The sequence below is a fragment of the Mesorhizobium sp. M1252 genome (genome assembly GCF_040318265.1).
GTDB lineage: Bacteria > Pseudomonadota > Alphaproteobacteria > Rhizobiales > Rhizobiaceae > Mesorhizobium.
In genome coordinates this window covers 50,666-67,710 of sequence record NZ_JAMYLX010000023.1, presented here as the reverse complement: position 1 = coordinate 67,710, position 17,045 = coordinate 50,666, and the positions used below count along the sequence as shown (strand labels likewise).

Below are 17,045 nucleotides of genomic sequence, written 5' to 3'. Positions count from 1 at the left end.
CTGAGCACGTCCGCTCGAAAGCCCTGATTCCCCACCGTCCTTCGCTCCACCATCACGGCCGCGCGATCGACCGCCGAAAAATACCCAATTCTCAATGCCGTCCGAGACGGCATAATTGGGGAATTTTACTTCGGCACTTTTGGGGAAATTTCACTCGGTATTGACAGCCCACTCCGCGTTCCAAAGAGAGGGGTCAGTTCTTCGTGTCGTCAGGGGGTCAATTGTGCATGTCGCCTGACACGGCGATGAAGCTCATCGTCTTCCAATGGCCATAGGGTGCGTGGGCTATCAGCCGATTGCCGCGCGCACCCCAGCCGCGCAATGTCGCCATGTTAGTCTTGACCCATGTTTCATCCAAGAAGACCAGGCGCGTGGGTCAATGCGGGTCTGGTAGCGCATCCATTGCACTCGCCGGCGCATCAGCTTTGGCTTGAGCTGCTCGGCCGGCAGAACGGTTTTTTGAAGCTCTTGCCCTCGCGATGCAGGAAGCGACCGACGCTCGCAGGGTGGATGATGAGACCACGTTCAGCCAGTGCCGCCGTCAAGTGATGAAGCGTCACGTTGGCATCTCGCTCGACCTCGCCCAGGACGAGGGTCCGGTGCTCCCCGTCGATCAGGTAGGGCCGATGACCGCCCATCTTGCCAGGTGCCACACTGCCCAACCGACGCTTGCGCGCCGCCCACTTTATCACACTCGACACGGCACCTTCAGCGCCGCAGCCACCTCCCGGCTCGTCTGGCCCTCTTCAAGGCGGGCCAGCGCCCGATCCCGCAAATCCATCGAATAAGGCTTCGCCATCAGTCCCGACCTCCAACGGTCAGAACATCGAATCTGATTTGCTCGATCTTGGGAATCCCGATTCAGATAAAACGCGAACCGCTCAACGTTTTTCGCGGTCATCTCGACCGTGCGAAACTGGATGGTGTCGACCGGCTACAAGGAAATTTTCGCCGACTGACGCACCGCGCGGACTGTGATGCTTTTTCAGACGTGGAAGTCTTGATAGCCACCATTCATGAGCGCGTGGCCACGGGTGACGGCGCGGCGGTGCGGTCGCGCAGGTGGTCGCGAGGATCCCTCCAGTCGGCATGCACGCGGCCTTGACCGATCAGCGCTTCAGCGATTTCGCGATGTGACGCTCCGGCGAGCGAGCCGTCGAGCGCACGAAGAACAAAGGTCGATCGGGGGCCGCGTTTGTCGGGCGGAAACAAGCGTGTGGGCATTTGTCCGTGCGCACAGAGGGCATTGAGGCACTCGAGCGCCCGCAGGCGATGCTTCGAGCCAGATCGCCTCGGCACGCAGGCAAACAGGACGCAGGATGTCGGCACCGAGACGGCGAGCTACAGACTGCGATGCGCATTGCGAAGAAGAACATGCTGGCTCTTGTCGGGCATCAGCAGAACTGTCGCACGACATGACAACGCCGCCAGGTCGAAGGGCGACGTCGCCGACAATGTGGACAGCTGTTCCGCAATGATCGGCAACACATGTGCGCACCGGCGCGGACACCCGAACACGGCCGCACTGCGCCGATAAGCCTCAGCGAAACAAAACTCCCAGCGTTACAGGTCGCCGGCCGACGCGATCACCTCGACGGGGCGCTACGCGACAAATTGTTGACCCCCTGGAACGCAGTGAGCAGATCCCGCTGGAATGCCGGGTTTCGTCTTAAAAACTCCCAGGCCCAGCCCCGCACCGTCAAATGAGCGGTGTAGTCGTACGAGCTTTCGTCCCGCCAGTCTTGCGTAACGTCTGTCTCAACAGATGCGGGCATGACGGTATTCCCCTGTCCGCCCCCGTTGCGTGGAAAGATCATGCCACCCGCCGAAGCACCGGCGACCATAGCACCGGACCGCCAATGACGCCGTTTTGTCGAACCACCTGCAATATTCCTTTCGACACTTCGAGATAGCCGGCCAGCGCGCGGATGACGCCGATCGTCTGCGGCTCGCCGATCCGCTCGAGCGGCCAGCCGGCGCCCCGAAGGAGGCGCTCCCAACGCAAATCGGTGCCTGTCATGATGCGGCTGAGCTGGCGCGACAGGCCGAACTCGATCATGCCGGCGAAGAGTTCATAGGTACCGCGAGCAATACCTCCCGCTCCCTTCGGTGCGGACGAAGCAATGTCGAGCGCGAAGCGGCTGCTTTCCCATATGCGCGAGTCCTCAGGCGCGGTCTTGCCCTCCAACAGCATCGGAAACGTGTCGCGAAGCATTGTCGGGCCCGTAAGCGCAAAAAGCGCACGCAACCAGCGACTCGTGCATCGAAACTATGGAGCAGCAGGTAGCAAGGTCTAATTACCCGCTGCGGATCTGGCACAAGCCGGCGGGTCATGATAGTCCGGTGCATGTTTCATTCTGCAGAATCAGAAACGCGCTTCTTGTGTTTAATTTGGAGGGTGAATTGCCATTGACGGTGCGAAAATTTATGCGATTGTCAAAATTCGCAGTGATCTCCAAGTAGACCGGCATCGCATGGTGGACGACCTAGTTAAGCCTCGAAGTCCAGTCGGCCGATCTCTTCCAGCATCTTGATAATGCGCACGTGGTAATTCGAATCGTTGCCTTCCCTGTTCTCCACTACGCTAAAAAAAACGCCCACGACGCCGCTTACTAAGTCCGCCAGCATGTACTGGCCGCCGAAGCCGCCGTGGCCTATCCAACGGCCATCAGTGTTCGTTTGATTACTGTAGCGCACCCAGTCGCGGGGTGCTCCCATCGGTATGCCGCCTACCAAAGAGCGCTCGATGAAACTAGCGCTCCCCACCTGCCGATCTTCGATTCCTTTGCCACGTCTTACGAAGAGCGATCCGTATCGCGCCAAGTCGCGCGCCGTGACGCAGACGCCGCAACCCGTATTGGGGAAGCCCTCGCGGTCCGCGGTGATGTAAAGACAGCCCTCAATCCCCGCCGCGTCGGCGATGTCTGCTAGATAGGAGCGCATTGGGCGGCCGCTCACCGCCTCAGCGATCATCGCCAGCACGTCGGTATTGGCGGTCTTGTAGTCGGCACGACCCGTTCGGTTGGTCGTATCCGGCGAGCTAATAGTCGCCAGAAAGCTGCGCATTGTATGCTCGTGCGTGGGATCGGCCGGCAGGCGTAATCCAACTGCCTCCTCGTGAGCGTATGTCGTGGATCGCAAATCGCCTAAGTCCTCGCTATAATCGTTGGCAACGTCCATGTCCAAGACTTGCTGGACCGTCGCGCTGGCATAGCCGCTGCCGATCCATGGCAGATAATGGGCAATCTGTTGTCCGAGATCGATTTTGCCGTCCTCCAGCAAGCTGCCTATAACAAGATTTATGAAGGTCTTACTTATTGACATTATGCTGTGCGGGCGGTCGGGACCGAAACTGGGCGCATAGCGCTCGAACAGCACGTCGCTGCCCCGGACGACAGCCATAGCGGAGAACCACGGCAGCGAAGTAAGACGGTGGACCGACTCCATGTCGGCTATGCGCAAATCCATACGCTTCTGCAACGTCATCACGCAATTTGCGCGAAAGCTCAGGCCATAGCGCGTGTGACGATGTAGGTTGTGAAAGCCGTGTCGGCGGTGGTCCGGCTGGTTCCAGTGTGTCTGGTTCTCTGCATTAACTGTCAGATCTGGGTTGGTCTCGCTCATGGCATCACTCCATTGAAAGAACACGAGGGGCAAGACACCACCATTTTGGCTGCTTTTTCCTTGGGTTCGGTTGGTTTTTGACCGGCATTTTCGCCGATCGGCTAAATCTCTTCTTTCCGCGACAGGCATCTGCCGTTCGGTTCTTGAACCATTTTCCAATGCGTGATCCTGATGCACATGGCTTCGGTCACATAGTGGCATTCGGCTTTCCGGCTTCCCATTCTCCTTGAGCGCGCAGCCCAGTCCTGTTGGGCTCGCTAGCAAGCAATCAGGACAGCCGGGATATCGTCGACGCGCCTTCCGTAGTGCCGCCGCCGCATCACCTGCGTCTCAATGATCCGTTCTCTCAGCGAGCACGGCCTCTTTCATGCCACCTCCCACCGTCCATACTGCCAATTCAGCAGCTGGCTGGGCCGGGGTTGCTGTGGCCGGAGCGCGCACATGACAGGCCACGACGCGCCCGTCTGCCATTGGCACTAAAGGTGGCACTTCGATGCGGCAGCGCTCGACGGCGAGCGGGCAGCGCGGGTGGAACTCGCACCCAGTCGGCGGATTGATGGGGCTTGGCACCTCGCCCTCAACGGGCGCCTCCAGCCGAACGCGGGTGGGATCCGGGACCGGCGCTGCCGCGATCAGCGCCTCGGTGTAGGGGTGGACCGGCTTGGCGAAGAGCGCCTCGCAGGGCGCAAGCTCCACGATCCGCCCCAAATACATGACCGCAACGCGATGCCCGACGTGCTCCACGACGCCAAGGTCATGGGAGATGAAGACGAAGGCGATGCCCATCTGCTGTTGCAGATCCAGAAGCAGATTCAAGATCTGTGCCTGCACGGACACGTCAAGGGCTGACACCGCTTCGTCGGCGATGATGAGCGATGGCTGGAGCGCCAGCGCTCGCGCGATACCGAGGCGCTGGCGCTGGCCGCCCGACAACTCGGATGGCAGTCTGTGCATCATCTCGGGCGACATTCCGACCTTTCGGAGAAGGTCCGCAGCAAGCGCTTGACGCTGTTTTCGGCCGAGGCGCTCGAAGTTCTCGACGGGTTCGGTGATGATCTGTCCGGCGGTGAGGCGCGGGTTCAGCGACGAGTAAGGGTCCTGAAAGACCATCTGCATCCGACGGCGCCAGGCGTGAAGTGCGTCCTTCTTGAGGCCCGCAATATCGGTCCTGTCGATCATTACGCGCCCGCTAGTCGGCTCCACAAGCCGCATCAGAAGCCGCGCGACGGTGGACTTGCCGCAGCCGGATTCGCCAACGATGCAGAGCGTCTCGCCCGCCTCGACGGAAAAGGATACATCCTCCACCGCCCGGATCACCGGAATGCTTTTCTTGAACAATCCCGAGCCAAGCGGGTAGTGCTTGGTCAGATTCTCGACTTTGAGCAGAGGATCGTTCATGCGCCCATCACCTCTTCGGCGCGCCAGCAAGCTGCGGCGTGGCTCGCCCCGACATCACGCAGGGCGGGCGTCTTCTCACGGCAAATATCGATCGCGAACCGGCAGCGAGGCGCAAAGCTGCACCCGACAATGGGCTCGCGCAGGTTTGGCACGATCCCGGGAATTTCGGGAAGGCGGCGCTGACGGCCGCGCCGCGGATCAGGCACCGATCGCATCAGGCCCTGGGTGTAGGGGTGCGCGGGACGCGCAAACAAATCTATGACGTTCGCTTGTTCTACGATCCGGCCGGCATACATCACGATAACGCGTTGGCATGTTTCGGCTACAACGCCCAAGTCATGCGTGATGAACATGACGGCCGTTCCCGTGCGCTCTTTGAGATCGACGATGAGCCGCAGGATCTGTGCCTGGATAGTAACGTCGAGCGCAGTCGTTGGCTCGTCGGCGATCAACAGTTCCGGTGAGCAGGCAAGAGCCATGGCGATCATGGCGCGCTGGCGCATGCCGCCCGACATTTCGTGGGGATAGTTATTGACGCGCCGTTCCGGATCCGCGATGCGGACGAGACGGAGCATCTCTTCGGCGTTCGACATGGCAACGGACCGCGAGGCCTTGGTGTGGATCTGAACTGCCTCGGCGATCTGGTGGCCGACTGTATAGACGGGGTTCAGGCTCGTCATCGGCTCCTGGAAGATCATGGCGATCTGGTCGCCGCGGATCTTTCGCATCTCGCGATCGGACAGCTCAAGGAGGTCGCGTCCGTGGAAGCGAACCTCCCCAGCGACTGTCCTGGCGGTCAGCTTCGGCAGCAGCCGAAGGATGGATAGAGCGGTAACGCTCTTCCCGCATCCTGATTCGCCGACAACGCCGAGCGTCTCGCCTTTCTTGACCTGGAAGCTGATGCCGCTTAGGGCCCGGGTGACGCTCTCCTCGCCGTAGAAGTGCGTCTCAAGGTCTCGGACTTCGAGAAGCACGTCGTTCTCTGCGGTTTGGTACATCTGCATGTCATCGCCTCCGCTTGGCGCTGGGATCTAACAGGTCGCGCAGGCCGTCGCCGAGCAGGTTGACGGCAAGGACCGTGACGGCGAGGCAGATACCGGGGGCGAAGACCGTCATCGGTGCGATAGAGAGATACAGACGGGAACTTGAGATCATGTTGCCCCAGCTCGGAATCTCGGGCGGCACGCCTACGCCCAAGAAGCTCAGCCCGGCTTCTGTAAGTATTGCATCTGCGCAGACTATTGCGCTCTGCACCATAAGCGCCGGAAGGGTGCTCGGGATGACATGCCGCCACAGCACTTTCGGCAGGCGCGCACCGCCGCAGACGGCGGCCTCCACATACGGACGCTCCCGAACGCTCAAAACGGCCGAACGAACCAGCCGCGTTACGCTTGGCATCTGGGGGATCGTGATGGCGACAACGAGAATACCGATCCCTGGGCCTGTCAGTGAAATCAGCGCCATGGCCAGCAGAATCGTCGGGATTGACATCAGGCCGTCCATGACCCGCATGACGATATTGTCGAAGCTGCGGATGTAGCCAGCAGTGACACCGATCAGAAGCCCGCCCAGGGCCGCGCACGTCGCCGACAGCAGCCCAACCAGGAGGGAGGTGCGGGCACCAAAGATCGTTCGCGCAAACACATCCCGGCCCAGATTGTCGCTCCCAAACCAAATTTCGGTGGAAGGCGCCTGGAGGCGCTTGAATGGATCCATGTTCACCGGATTGCCGGCATAAAGTGGGGCGGCCAGCGCCAGAACGATCAACAGCGCCAAGAGCCCCCCGCCTGCCAGGACGAGCGGATGCCGCTTTGCCAGACGCGGAAGGTCAGATATTCGTAGGCGGCCCGTTGGGAGGATTTTAACCGGCGCAGTAATGAGCGTCATAATTAGTACCTGATGCGGGGGTCGACCAGAGTGTAGGAAAGATCGACCGCGAGATTGATGAGGACGTATAGGCCCGAAACCAGGATGAGCACGCCTTGAATGATGGGATAATCGCGGTTGTTGATTGCATCGACTACCAGACGACCGACACCAGGGATGTTGAACACCGTTTCCGTGATGACGACACCGCCAATCAGACCTGCAAAACTTAAGCCGATCACGGTGAGGATCGGGACACCAGCATTCCTCAGTGCGTGGTGGAAAAGCATGGAATAGGACGACGCGCCCTTGGCAGCTGCTGTTCGCATATAGTCTTCCGATAGAACTTCGAGCATGCTCGCCCGCGCGATCCGGGCGATGAAAGCGATGTAGGGAACACTCAAAGTCACGGTCGGCAGGATCAGGTGCAGAAGCCACGGCTGGAAACCATCGTGGATAGGCTGGTATCCTTGCACGGGCAGCCAATGGGTTCTGATCGCGAACAAGTATATGAGGAAGAATCCGACGACAAACACCGGGACAGAAAAGCCAACGGTCGCGAATGCTGTCAGGATGCGATCGACAAGACCGCCAACTCGCCACGCAGCAAGGATGCCGAAGGAGACCCCAATTGTCACCGAAAGTGTCATGGTCAAGATCGAAATGGAAATAGTAGGTTCCAGCCGCTGCGAGATGAGCTCGAGAACTGGGCGTCCGGCAAAAATCGAGGTACCGAAATCGCCGCCGAGCATGTCCCGCACCCAACGTATGAACTGAACCGGCACGGGATCATTGAGTCCCAGCTGTTCGCGGATGCCGGCGATCATCTCTGCCGTCGCCGACTTGCCGGCGATCATGGCTGCCGGGTCGCCGGGGGCGAGCCTGAGAAGCAGGAAGACGAAGATCCCGACCATCACCATGACGGCGATGGTGGAAACTAGCCTGCGAAGGATGTAAGTTGCCATCAGACCGGGGTCTTCTTCATGTTCCACATTGCCACATACCAGCCAGGCACCTCCAGCAGGCCTGTGAGTGTCTTGCGGCGCGCGCTTGGCGTGACGCTTTGACCTAATAGAACCGAGGGCACATAGTCCCACCAAATCCTTTGCATCTTTCGGGCCACTGCCTTGCGCTCTTCGAGCGTTTCGACACCTGCCCATTTGGTCCGAAGAGCCTCATATTCGTCGTTCTGTGGCCAACCGAACCACCCTTTTTCACCATTCATGGGGAGGGTAGTGTTGGTAGCTACTTCACCGAGGCCCGCCTCAGGATTTGTGGTTATGAAGATGCTCCAGCCGCCGTCCTCGACAGGCCCCCTCTTCGCGCGACGGGCGACGAGCCCGCCCCAGTCACTCGGGGCAAGCTCCGCATTAACCCCAATCTTCCGCAACTCGGATGCCAAAAGCTGCGCGGTATTGCTTGACTCTGCCCAGTCCGTGGGCTGCAGGATGACGACTTTCTCGCCTGCATATCCCGCCTCCTTGAACAATTGCTTGGCCTTTTCCGGTTCGCCTCCCTTTTTGAACCATTCCGTATTTTCATCGTTGGACATCAGCGTCTCGTTTCCAAATATCGAAGTGACGGAGCTAAAGTAATTTGGGTCGCCGACTGCGGCGCGCATCATCGCCTCTTGGTCGACCAAGTGAAGTATCGCTTGGCGCGCCTTCACGTTGTCAAATGGCTTTTGCAGACAGTTCATGCGCAACACATAGTCGTTGCCTGACCTGTTCAGAACCTGCAGTTCAAGGTCCGGATCGCCTTCGATAACCGGAAAGAGATCGACAGGGGGCGCCAAAATGAAATCAATCTCACCTGCTTGCAAGGCAGCAACGGCCGTCTGCTGATTGGCGAGCAAGCCAATGTCCCAGATGACGCGATCGACCTTGACGATCTTCCCGCCGGCCAGTCCGTCGGGCGCCTCGTTGCGGGGCACGTATTGTTCATTGCGGTCGTAGGTGAAGCTCGCGCCCGGCTTGGCAAGAGCGTGGTTGAACTTGAAGGGCCCCGATCCGATATTCGCGGTAACCTGTTCCGCCGGGGGAAGATTCGCGTCCTTCTCACGCATGATAAATGGGCCCTGGAAAGCGAGGATGTCGAGCAGAATCCCCAGTGGTTCCTTGAGCGCTATCGTGAAGGTCTTGTCGCCCTTTTTCGAGATATCTCGGGCTCTCTCCATGAGCAACTGCCCGCCGGGAGCCACCAGGCCCCAGCGACGGATCGAGGCCACACAGTCCGCCGCGGTAACCGCGGTGCCGTCGTGCCAGCCCAGACCATCGCGGAGCTCGAACGTATAAGCCTTTTTGTCGTCGGATACGCTCCACTTTCCCACCATTTGCGGCTGCGGCATAAATTTGGAGTCGGCTGAGAACAGCTTGTCGTAAATCGCGAGGGCATGGGCGTAGGTGGCGTCAGCCGTTGTAACGACCGGGTCGAACACACTGAGGTTGTCTGTCACCATGCGGATGGTCCGATCAGCGGTTCGTGCTGTCTGCGCCCGCAGGACAGAAGGGGCGGCTAGAGCCGTTCCGGCCGCAATACCCACCTTGACGAAGTTGCGTCGAGAGATCGTCATGTTCCCATTTCCTCCCTTTTTCAGCGGTTGATCCGCTACTCCCAGACTGCTCTATCTTACCTCCGCACAAAATGCAACATATGTTCCCCAAGAGGCAATTATGACTCAAGCGTCTCATTTGGCGCGAGCCAACGCGATCTTTGGAGGCTGTGGCCACGTACTACTTTGCAGATTTTTAGCGGAGAGGGCTCTGCGGTAGTGGGGACAACGAACAGCGCGTGCCGGTCCAGGACCGTCCATGAGCGCCCCTCGAAGTGGCCGAGGCCAAGTTCCTCCTTGGGCTGCTGATGCGCCTGTTCGCAAGGCCGTCGCGCCTTGATGGCGCCTGCGATCTACTTAGTTGAGGTGTCGGCGGGCAATTTGGAGAGGCAGTATTTGCGCTCGCCGGTTGAGCGGTGCTCGCCGATCATCCAGATCTTTTCGCCGGGCAGATGCTGAGCGCCCATGTCACGGTTGCGCCGGGGTGTGCTATCTGCAACCCGGACACGGACATCGGCGAAGCGCGCCAAGAGGCGGCCTTTGGTGCCACGCCACCAACTGACTGTTCGAGATTGGGCTTTTACAGCAGACGACGATGATCGCCTACGCCTTCATGCAATCTCGCCGCCTCAAACAAGCGGGAGGGGGAAAAGAACCTCGGCCCGCCGCCCCAACCGAGCCTGTCACCGCGCTCGCGTAGCCGCCCCCAAATCGCCTGCGCGGTCATCGACTTCAAATCGGGATATGCCGGCGGCGAGGGCGGCTGCGTCCGGCGGTGGGGAAGATCATCGCCGCTTCGGCCGCATAGACCTTCTGCTTGAACGGGATAGCGACGGCCCAGGTAAGGCCGCGCTCGGTGAGCGCCTGCCGGATGGGGGCGCTCAACATATCCGGCATCGGCGAGCACGCAGCCATAGCGTAAGCCGGCTGCGCGAGCTTGGTCGATCTCGGCCAGTGCGATTTCGGGCTTGGTCCTGTTGGCACGATGGTCATCGGGCACACCGGCACGGTCGACTCGGGCGGGATCGGAAATCCAGCCCTCGGACAGAAACAGCCGCAGCCCCACTATGACCGACACTTCGCCAGAGGCCAGCGTGAGCGACACCAGCGTCTGGCAGTTGGCGTTCTTGCCAAGCGCCGCGGCATTATTGCTCGCGACGCCGATCGAGGGGCGCCTCTTCTCGGGGAGCGCGGTGTCTTCCACGATGCAAGCCCCACCTTCTCCAGCGGCGCAGCATCCCACACGCCGCTCGCGATGAAGTGGTGCAATGGTCTTGGTTGAGCCTGCGTCACGCGCGCCGCCATCGGTTGGACGCTCTTGCGATCCCAAAGGCCAATCAGCCCCGCAATATAGGCCGGACACACCCGCGCACGCGTCTTGTGCCTCAACGCCGAGACGAACGGCTCAAGCCACCGCTCCAGATCGAGTTGCCAGGCCCCTGTTCATGGTCGGCCTCCAACAGCCGACCTCTCATGGATCACGCAAAACCGCTCTTTGGAAACCTCAACTCTCCCAGAACTAATAATCTGCCAAAGTAGTGCTAGCTTAGCTAGCCTGTTAAATCCTTCGCTTAGGTATGGACGTTGAGTAAGTATTCATCGCCGACAGATGACGATCAGCACGTCTAAGCTCTTTCAGAGCAGTGGTGCGGTTTTGATTGGCCAATAGACCACACAACACTTCGGAAACGGCTAAAGCCGGTGTCAATGTGTGGAAGAAGGTCTGGCTATCCGTCGAAAAAAAGACCGCATGCTCGGCGATTGTTACGAGTGGTGAAACTTCGCTGTCGGTAATCGCTAGTATGTGCACTCCTTTCTCTCGAGCGGCCTCGGCAAGTTCCAGCGTGTACAGAGAATATGGGTTTACTGAAATCGCAAGTAGAACATCTTCGTCACCAGCGCGGATAAGTGCATCTCCGCTCGTGCCGGCTGGTCCATCAAGATGAACGGTCTTTTCGCCGAGCAAAGTCATGACGTAATGGAAATTCCAAGCCACCGAGTGGCAGGAACGCAGCCCAAGAACATAGATTTTCCTGGCTTGCCCCAAGCGGTCGGCTATTTTCGCTAGCCGTTGCAAGGTATCCGATTCACAGAGGCGCGCGACCTGCGCGGAAAGACTCTCTAGCATTCGAGCTGCGAATTTCTCTCCGTTCGATTCACCTTTGCCTCGCTGTAACGCACGCGCTGCGAATCCATCGGAGCTCACCCGAATGACGTCCGCATGTTCGCCGCGAAATTCGTCATACCCTGCAAAGCCGAGAAACTTTGCCAACCGCGTCATCGTGGACGGCTGCACGCCGGCGTTGCGCGACAACTCTCGCATTGAAACGAGCGCCACTTCCTGAGGATGCTCCAGGACGTGACGAGCGGCGTGCTGCAACTGCTGAGGCATGTTGTCGAAGCGTTCGATGATGTGATTGTGTAGGGGGCCCTTTTGCAACCTTTGCCTCATTTCAGGGTCATTATTTAATTTACGTGGACCATCGTTCCATCGGCCCCAAAAGTCAAATGGTGTGCGCTTCGTCAGCGGTTCCAGCGCTAGAGCCGTGATTGGGACGGCGCGAGAATACAAATGGCTTAGAGAAACTACGATAAAACAAATGTTGCAAAGTTTCGGCAAACCTGCAAATTATATGAGGTGCGCCGGAACCTCGGCTCCATGGCAACTTGAGATATCACAATGACGAAAATCCTTCATCGAACCATTGATGCGAATCTGCCGAAAGCCGTAGCTGGAAATGGCATCTACATCACTGACAGTGAAGGCCGGAGCTACATCGACGGATCGGGCGGTGCTGCGGTCAGTTGCCTCGGCCACAACCATTCTGAAGTCCTGGATGCGATGAGAAAACAGATGAGCCGCATCAGCTACGCCCATACGTCATTCTTCACCACCGAAGTGGCCGAACAACTTGCTGAGCAATTAGTCGAGTTGTCTCCTCAAGGCCTAGACTATGTCTACCTCGTCTCGGGCGGTTCCGAGGCAGTCGAAGCAGCTCTCAAAATGGCGCGCCAGTATTTTGTTGAAATTGGCCAACCTCAGCGCCGCCACATCGTCGCACGCCGCCAGAGCTATCATGGGAATACGATCGGCGCATTGGCGACTGGCGGAAATGCTTTGCGCCGCGCGCAGTTTAAACCAATTTTGCCCGAAACTCATCATGTCGCACCCTGCTATGCCTATCGCGACATGGAAGCGAGCGAGACGCCCGAGGCTTATGCCGAGCGGCTCGCGATCGAATTGGATGCAAAAATTGTCGAGTTGGGGCCAGACAAGGTCATGGCTTTCGTGGCTGAACCCGTAGTTGGAGCAACCCTCGGAGCAGTCGGACCGGTCGCCGACTACTTCCGGCGCATTCGACGAATATGTGACAAGTATGGTATCTTGCTGATCCTCGACGAAGTGATGTGCGGCATGGGGCGTACGGGCAGCATCTTCGCCTTCGATCAAGAAGGTATAATTCCGGATCTGCTGACCATTGCGAAAGGATTGGGTGGTGGCTTCCAGCCAATTGGCGCAGTGATGCTATCCGATAAGATCTATCGCGCGTTTGCTGAAGGTTCGGGTCTGTTCCAGCACGGACATACATATATTGGTCATCCTATCGCTGCGGCGGCTGCCAGCAAGGTGGTTGAAATCCTGAAACGCCCGGAAATCATGGCCAACGTCGCCAAGATGGGCGATCGCCTCCAGGCGGGGCTCGATGCCGCCCTGGGCCAATCTCCCCACGTCGGCGATATCCGCGGACGCGGGCTTTTTCGTGGCGTGGAAATTGTTGCTGATAAGAACACCAAGCAGCCTTTTGACCCAGCACGCAAAATGCATTCCAGAATCAAGAAGGAGGCGATGAAACGCGGCCTGATGTGCTATCCGATGGGTGGCACCATTGACGGAGCGCGGGGTGATCATGTGCTGCTGGCACCTCCGTACATCGTTCAGCCCGCGCAAATCGACTTGATCGTAGAAAAGATCGCTGCGGCAATCAATGCCGCAGTTATCAATTGAGGCTCGGGGTGTGTCATGAACGTCTCCGCTGACATGACTCCTTCCTGCCTGCCCTTGCCCGACGATCAATGGCCGGCCGAAATCGCAGATATGAAAGTAGGCTTCGCAGGCGCCCTGAACGTTTATCGCACAATGGCTCACCATCCGAGTTTACTGAAGGCCTGGGCTCCGTTGCGCCAGCATATCGTCAACGGCACCGCGCTAGGAGCAGTTCGATCAGAACTCGCTATCCTTCGGGCTGCGCATCGAATGGGCTCCGCCTATGAGTGGGGACATCATGTTAGTCGTGCTCGCGCCTTAGGTCTCTCAGACACGCGAATTCAAGCCATGCGGGACATGCCCACTGGGGAAGATGGGCTTGTTGCGCGAGCCGTTGATGCGCTCTTCGACACCTCGCGGCTGGCGCCTGATATCGAAGCTGAACTTTCTGCTGCCATTGGGCGACAAGGGGTATTCGACCTTATCGCTACGGTCGGATTCTATTCGATCCTGGGCTATATTTTGATGACTTACTCCACGCCGTTAGATCAAGCGATCGCCGCGGAACTTGCTGAGCGCCCATTATAGTCAGGGGCGATCGCATAACCCAACACAAGAAACGTTTGATCCATGTGCCGGTATATAAAACAAATGTTGCAGTCGAGGTCGAAAAGGAGTAGATATTGCTTTGCGGCCTCACGCTCCGCTCAAACCGGTAACATAAGGGGAACATCGCATGAATAAACCTGTAGCAATGCTCACGGCTGCCGCATCATGTGCAATTGCCGCGCTAACATTCTCACCCGTCGCTTGGGCCGGCGAAGTGCTTGACCGCGTCTTGACGACGAAGACGCTCACGGTAGCTGTCGGAACGGATTGGGGTCCGATGGCCCATTTGAACGAAAAACACGAACTTGAGGGCGATGACGTAGACGTAGCCAAAGGCATCGCGAAATATCTTGGCGTGGACATCAAGTTGGTGACGCCAGCGTGGGATGTGATCACTGCGGGACAGTGGGAGGGCCGCTGGGATATTGCCATGGGCCAAATGACTCCTACAGTGGCGAGAGCAGAGAAGTTCGACTTCGCCACATATTTCTACGGTCCAACTGCAGCCATCGTTCATAAGGATAGCAAAGCGACGAAGCTTTCAGATCTCGCCGGAAAGGTGATTGGCGTTCAATCTGGCAGCGTGGGGGAATCGTATGCCAACCACAGCTTTACCCCCGGCTGGCTCAACGCCAAACCAATCCAGTACGAATTTACGCCCGGCCAGGTTAAAGTCTACGGATCCAGCAACATTTCATTTGACGATCTTCGCCTTGGCGATGGGGTTCGCCTCGACGCCGTATTGGGCGACGACACTATTGCTCGGGAAGCGATAAAATCCGGGTATCCGATTAAGGTGCTCGGTCCTGTTTTCTCCGCTCCGGGTGCTATCGCGATCCTCAAAGGAGATAAGGAATTTTCCGATAAGGTCTCGGCGGCCGTCAAGAGCATGAGGGACGACGGCACTCTTTCAAAGTTATCGATAAAGTGGTTCGGCGTGGACTACTCCATCGAACAATAGGCCGCAGATCATTGCGGCTCAGACCCAGTCTGAGCCGCCTTGTTTGAAGGACTCATCATGCTCTATCAGGACACAGTCGAATCCAAGGTGCTCGTTCATAAGCCGTGGTTTGTTACCTCGATCTTCACCGTCGTGCTTGTGTGTTTTCTTATGTTCAATCTTTCGGGCACCACCTTCGGCGAGCTTATGCGGCCGGTCATCGGCGACCCGCTACAGAGCGGATTATATGGCCGTTTTGCAATCGCTTTTGTGATCGCAGTGATGTTCTGCGTCAACATCGTGCTGATCGGGTTTGCGCCCTTGAAGGCGCAGATCGGCATTGTATGGGTCGAGCTACTGCTGCTGTTTCTTGCCTTCTTCAAGGCATTTAACCTGAGCATGCCGTTCATCTGGGAGAACCTGCCATACCTGATAACGCAGGGTGCGGTGACTACGATCTATGTTTCGGCGGTCTCACTTATCTTCGCATCGCTCATCGCAATCATTGCAGCTGTTGCAAAGCTTTCAAGCAATGGCTTCGCCTATGCCATCGCCAGCTTTTACACATCGTTTTTCCGCGGTCTGCCACTTCTCATACAGATTTACCTGATTTACCTCGGGCTGCCGCAACTGGGTATCGTCATCAATGCCGTTCCTTCCGGCATATTGGCACTGTCGCTTTGCGTCGGCGCCTATATGACGGAAATCTTCCGCGCCGGTATCCAGAGCATCGACCGCGGCCAATGGGAAGCGTCACGATCCATGGGTTTCGGCTTTGGCCTCACGATGCGCAGAATCATCCTGCCGCAGGCGCTTCCAGTCATCATTCCCCCGATGGGAAACACTTTTATCGCAATGTTGAAGGACAGTTCCCTCGTCTCGGTCCTTGGCGTATGGGAACTGACCTTCCTTGCTCGCACAATCGGCCAGCCGACCTTCCATCACATGGAGATGCTGATAACAGCCGCAATGATCTATTGGATCATGTCCGCCTGCCTCGAGGTGGCTCAATCACGGCTCGAGCATCGTTTCGGAAGGAGTAAGGTGCGATGAGCGCTGGCAACATAAACCGGTTGAAAGGCCTCGATGGAGGTGGCCGTTTGCCTGAAATTGGAGATGTGCTGCAGCCGGACTTATCTTCATCCCAGGAGTCTTTCAGCCAGATGCAGGTGCCAATGAGGGCGGACAAAATCATCGAAGCGAAGAACGTCTCCAAATGGTATGGCACCTTCAGAGCTTTGGCTGATGTCAACCTCACTGTCTGCAAAGGCGAACGCATCGTCATCTGCGGTCCCTCCGGTTCCGGGAAGTCGACGCTGATCCGCTGCTTCAACCGGCTTGAAGCGCATGAGGAGGGTGAAATCACTGTCAACGGGATCAGGTTGCACAACAAAATGCACGACGTCACCGAAGTTCGCAAGAATGTCGGGATGGTGTTCCAGCACTTCAATCTCTTCCCGCACCTGACCGTGCTTATGAACTGCATGGCGGGTCCCTTGTGGATGAAGGGCGTGCCCGAAGCCCAGGCCAAGAAGACTGCGATGAAGTTCCTGGAGCGGGTGCGCATTCCCGAACAGGCGAACAAATATCCGGTTCAACTCTCAGGTGGACAGCAGCAGCGCGTCGCCATTGCCCGCTCGCTCTGCATGGAGCCTGCCGTCATGCTGTTCGACGAGCCTACCTCGGCGCTCGATCCGGAAATGGTCTCCGAGGTGCTGGAAACTATGACCAGCTTAGCCAAGGACGGCATGACTATGGTCTGTGTCACCCACGAGATGGGCTTTGCTCGCGCAGTCGCCGACCGAGTGATCTTCATGGATTGGGGCCGGATTGTCGAAGAGGGTAATCCACACGACTTCTTCACCAATCCGCAGCACGAGAGAACAAAGCTCTTTCTCAGTCAGATCCTCAATCACTGACAAAGCAGATTTATGGCATCGCGAATGGCAACCTGCGCGGGCACGGGCAATGGAAAACAATGGATTATTGGAATCAACGGGAGGCCTGTTGTGAAGAGTTACCAGCGTTTGCGACCGATCACCCGTCGAAACGCGATAATAAGAATGGTTTCC

16 protein-coding genes and 3 pseudogenes are annotated in these 17,045 nt (G+C 58.0%); 5 read left to right on the top strand and 14 right to left on the bottom strand.

The annotated features are described in order from the left end of the window. Positions 1-241: 241 nt before the first annotated feature. The 14 genes and pseudogenes from NKH22_RS29050 to NKH22_RS28985 all read right to left on the bottom strand — a co-directional run. Positions 242-378 (bottom strand): annotated as a pseudogene (locus NKH22_RS29050) (IS630 family transposase); the annotation flags it as partial. Positions 379-419: 41 nt separating this feature from the next. Beyond that, positions 420-701, bottom strand: a complete 282-nt coding sequence (locus NKH22_RS29045; protein ID WP_352912072.1) for a hypothetical protein — start codon at positions 699-701, stop codon at positions 420-422. A gap of 313 nt (positions 702-1,014) precedes the next feature. After that, complete coding sequence (locus tag NKH22_RS29040; RefSeq protein WP_352912085.1) at positions 1,015-1,299, bottom strand: DNA -binding domain-containing protein; 285 nt, start codon at positions 1,297-1,299, stop codon at positions 1,015-1,017. A gap of 287 nt (positions 1,300-1,586) precedes the next feature. Then, positions 1,587-1,775: a transcriptional regulator domain-containing protein gene (locus NKH22_RS29035; RefSeq protein ID WP_352912069.1), complete on the bottom strand. Its 189-nt coding sequence runs from the start codon at positions 1,773-1,775 to the stop codon at positions 1,587-1,589. A 38-nt stretch (positions 1,776-1,813) separates the two neighbouring features. Further along, positions 1,814-2,215 carry an acyl-homoserine-lactone synthase gene (locus tag NKH22_RS29030; RefSeq protein WP_352912067.1) on the bottom strand — a complete coding sequence of 134 codons (402 nt, stop codon included), beginning with the start codon at positions 2,213-2,215 and terminating at the stop codon, positions 1,814-1,816. 275 nt (positions 2,216-2,490) lie between these two features. Continuing rightward, positions 2,491-3,624, bottom strand: a complete 1,134-nt coding sequence (locus NKH22_RS29025) for a serine hydrolase domain-containing protein (protein WP_352912064.1) — start codon at positions 3,622-3,624, stop codon at positions 2,491-2,493. Between the two features lie 330 nt (positions 3,625-3,954). Continuing rightward, positions 3,955-5,022, bottom strand: coding sequence for an ABC transporter ATP-binding protein (locus tag NKH22_RS29020; protein ID WP_352912061.1), 1,068 nt, complete (start codon positions 5,020-5,022; stop codon positions 3,955-3,957). Next, positions 5,019-6,026, bottom strand: coding sequence for an ABC transporter ATP-binding protein (locus NKH22_RS29015; protein WP_352912059.1), 1,008 nt, complete (start codon positions 6,024-6,026; stop codon positions 5,019-5,021). Before NKH22_RS29015 ends, NKH22_RS29020 begins: the two co-directional genes overlap by 4 nt. Before the next feature lies 1 nt (position 6,027). After that, positions 6,028-6,909, bottom strand: a complete 882-nt coding sequence (locus tag NKH22_RS29010) for an ABC transporter permease (protein ID WP_352912056.1) — start codon at positions 6,907-6,909, stop codon at positions 6,028-6,030. Positions 6,910-6,911: 2 nt separating this feature from the next. Continuing rightward, positions 6,912-7,853, bottom strand: a complete 942-nt coding sequence (locus NKH22_RS29005) for an ABC transporter permease (protein WP_352912054.1) — start codon at positions 7,851-7,853, stop codon at positions 6,912-6,914. Then, positions 7,853-9,460, bottom strand: coding sequence for an ABC transporter substrate-binding protein (locus NKH22_RS29000; protein WP_352912051.1), 1,608 nt, complete (start codon positions 9,458-9,460; stop codon positions 7,853-7,855). The genes NKH22_RS29005 and NKH22_RS29000 overlap by 1 nt, the downstream gene beginning before the upstream one ends. Before the next feature lie 203 nt (positions 9,461-9,663). Next, positions 9,664-10,008 (bottom strand): annotated as a pseudogene (locus tag NKH22_RS28995) (IS701 family transposase); the annotation flags it as partial. A 146-nt stretch (positions 10,009-10,154) separates the two neighbouring features. After that, a pseudogene (locus NKH22_RS28990) lies at positions 10,155-10,861 on the bottom strand (IS701 family transposase); the annotation flags it as partial. A gap of 136 nt (positions 10,862-10,997) precedes the next feature. Continuing rightward, positions 10,998-11,891 (bottom strand): MurR/RpiR family transcriptional regulator, encoded by an 894-nt coding sequence (locus NKH22_RS28985; RefSeq protein ID WP_352912048.1) that lies wholly within the window; start codon positions 11,889-11,891, stop codon positions 10,998-11,000. Positions 11,892-12,119: 228 nt separating this feature from the next. On the opposite strand from NKH22_RS28985, the gene NKH22_RS28980 reads away from it, so the two are divergent. From NKH22_RS28980 to NKH22_RS28960, 5 genes are all read left to right on the top strand, one after another. Then, complete coding sequence (locus NKH22_RS28980) at positions 12,120-13,445, top strand: aspartate aminotransferase family protein (protein ID WP_352912045.1); 1,326 nt, start codon at positions 12,120-12,122, stop codon at positions 13,443-13,445. A gap of 15 nt (positions 13,446-13,460) precedes the next feature. Beyond that, a complete protein-coding gene (locus tag NKH22_RS28975; protein ID WP_352912042.1) occupies positions 13,461-14,012 on the top strand; it encodes a carboxymuconolactone decarboxylase family protein in 552 nt (183 codons plus the stop codon). Positions 14,013-14,160: 148 nt separating this feature from the next. Then, a complete protein-coding gene (locus tag NKH22_RS28970) occupies positions 14,161-14,994 on the top strand; it encodes a transporter substrate-binding domain-containing protein (protein WP_352912040.1) in 834 nt (277 codons plus the stop codon). Positions 14,995-15,051: 57 nt separating this feature from the next. After that, positions 15,052-16,026, top strand: a complete 975-nt coding sequence (locus tag NKH22_RS28965; RefSeq protein ID WP_352912038.1) for an amino acid ABC transporter permease — start codon at positions 15,052-15,054, stop codon at positions 16,024-16,026. 122 nt (positions 16,027-16,148) lie between these two features. Further along, complete coding sequence (locus NKH22_RS28960; protein WP_352912083.1) at positions 16,149-16,892, top strand: amino acid ABC transporter ATP-binding protein; 744 nt, start codon at positions 16,149-16,151, stop codon at positions 16,890-16,892. Positions 16,893-17,045 lie beyond the last annotated feature (153 nt).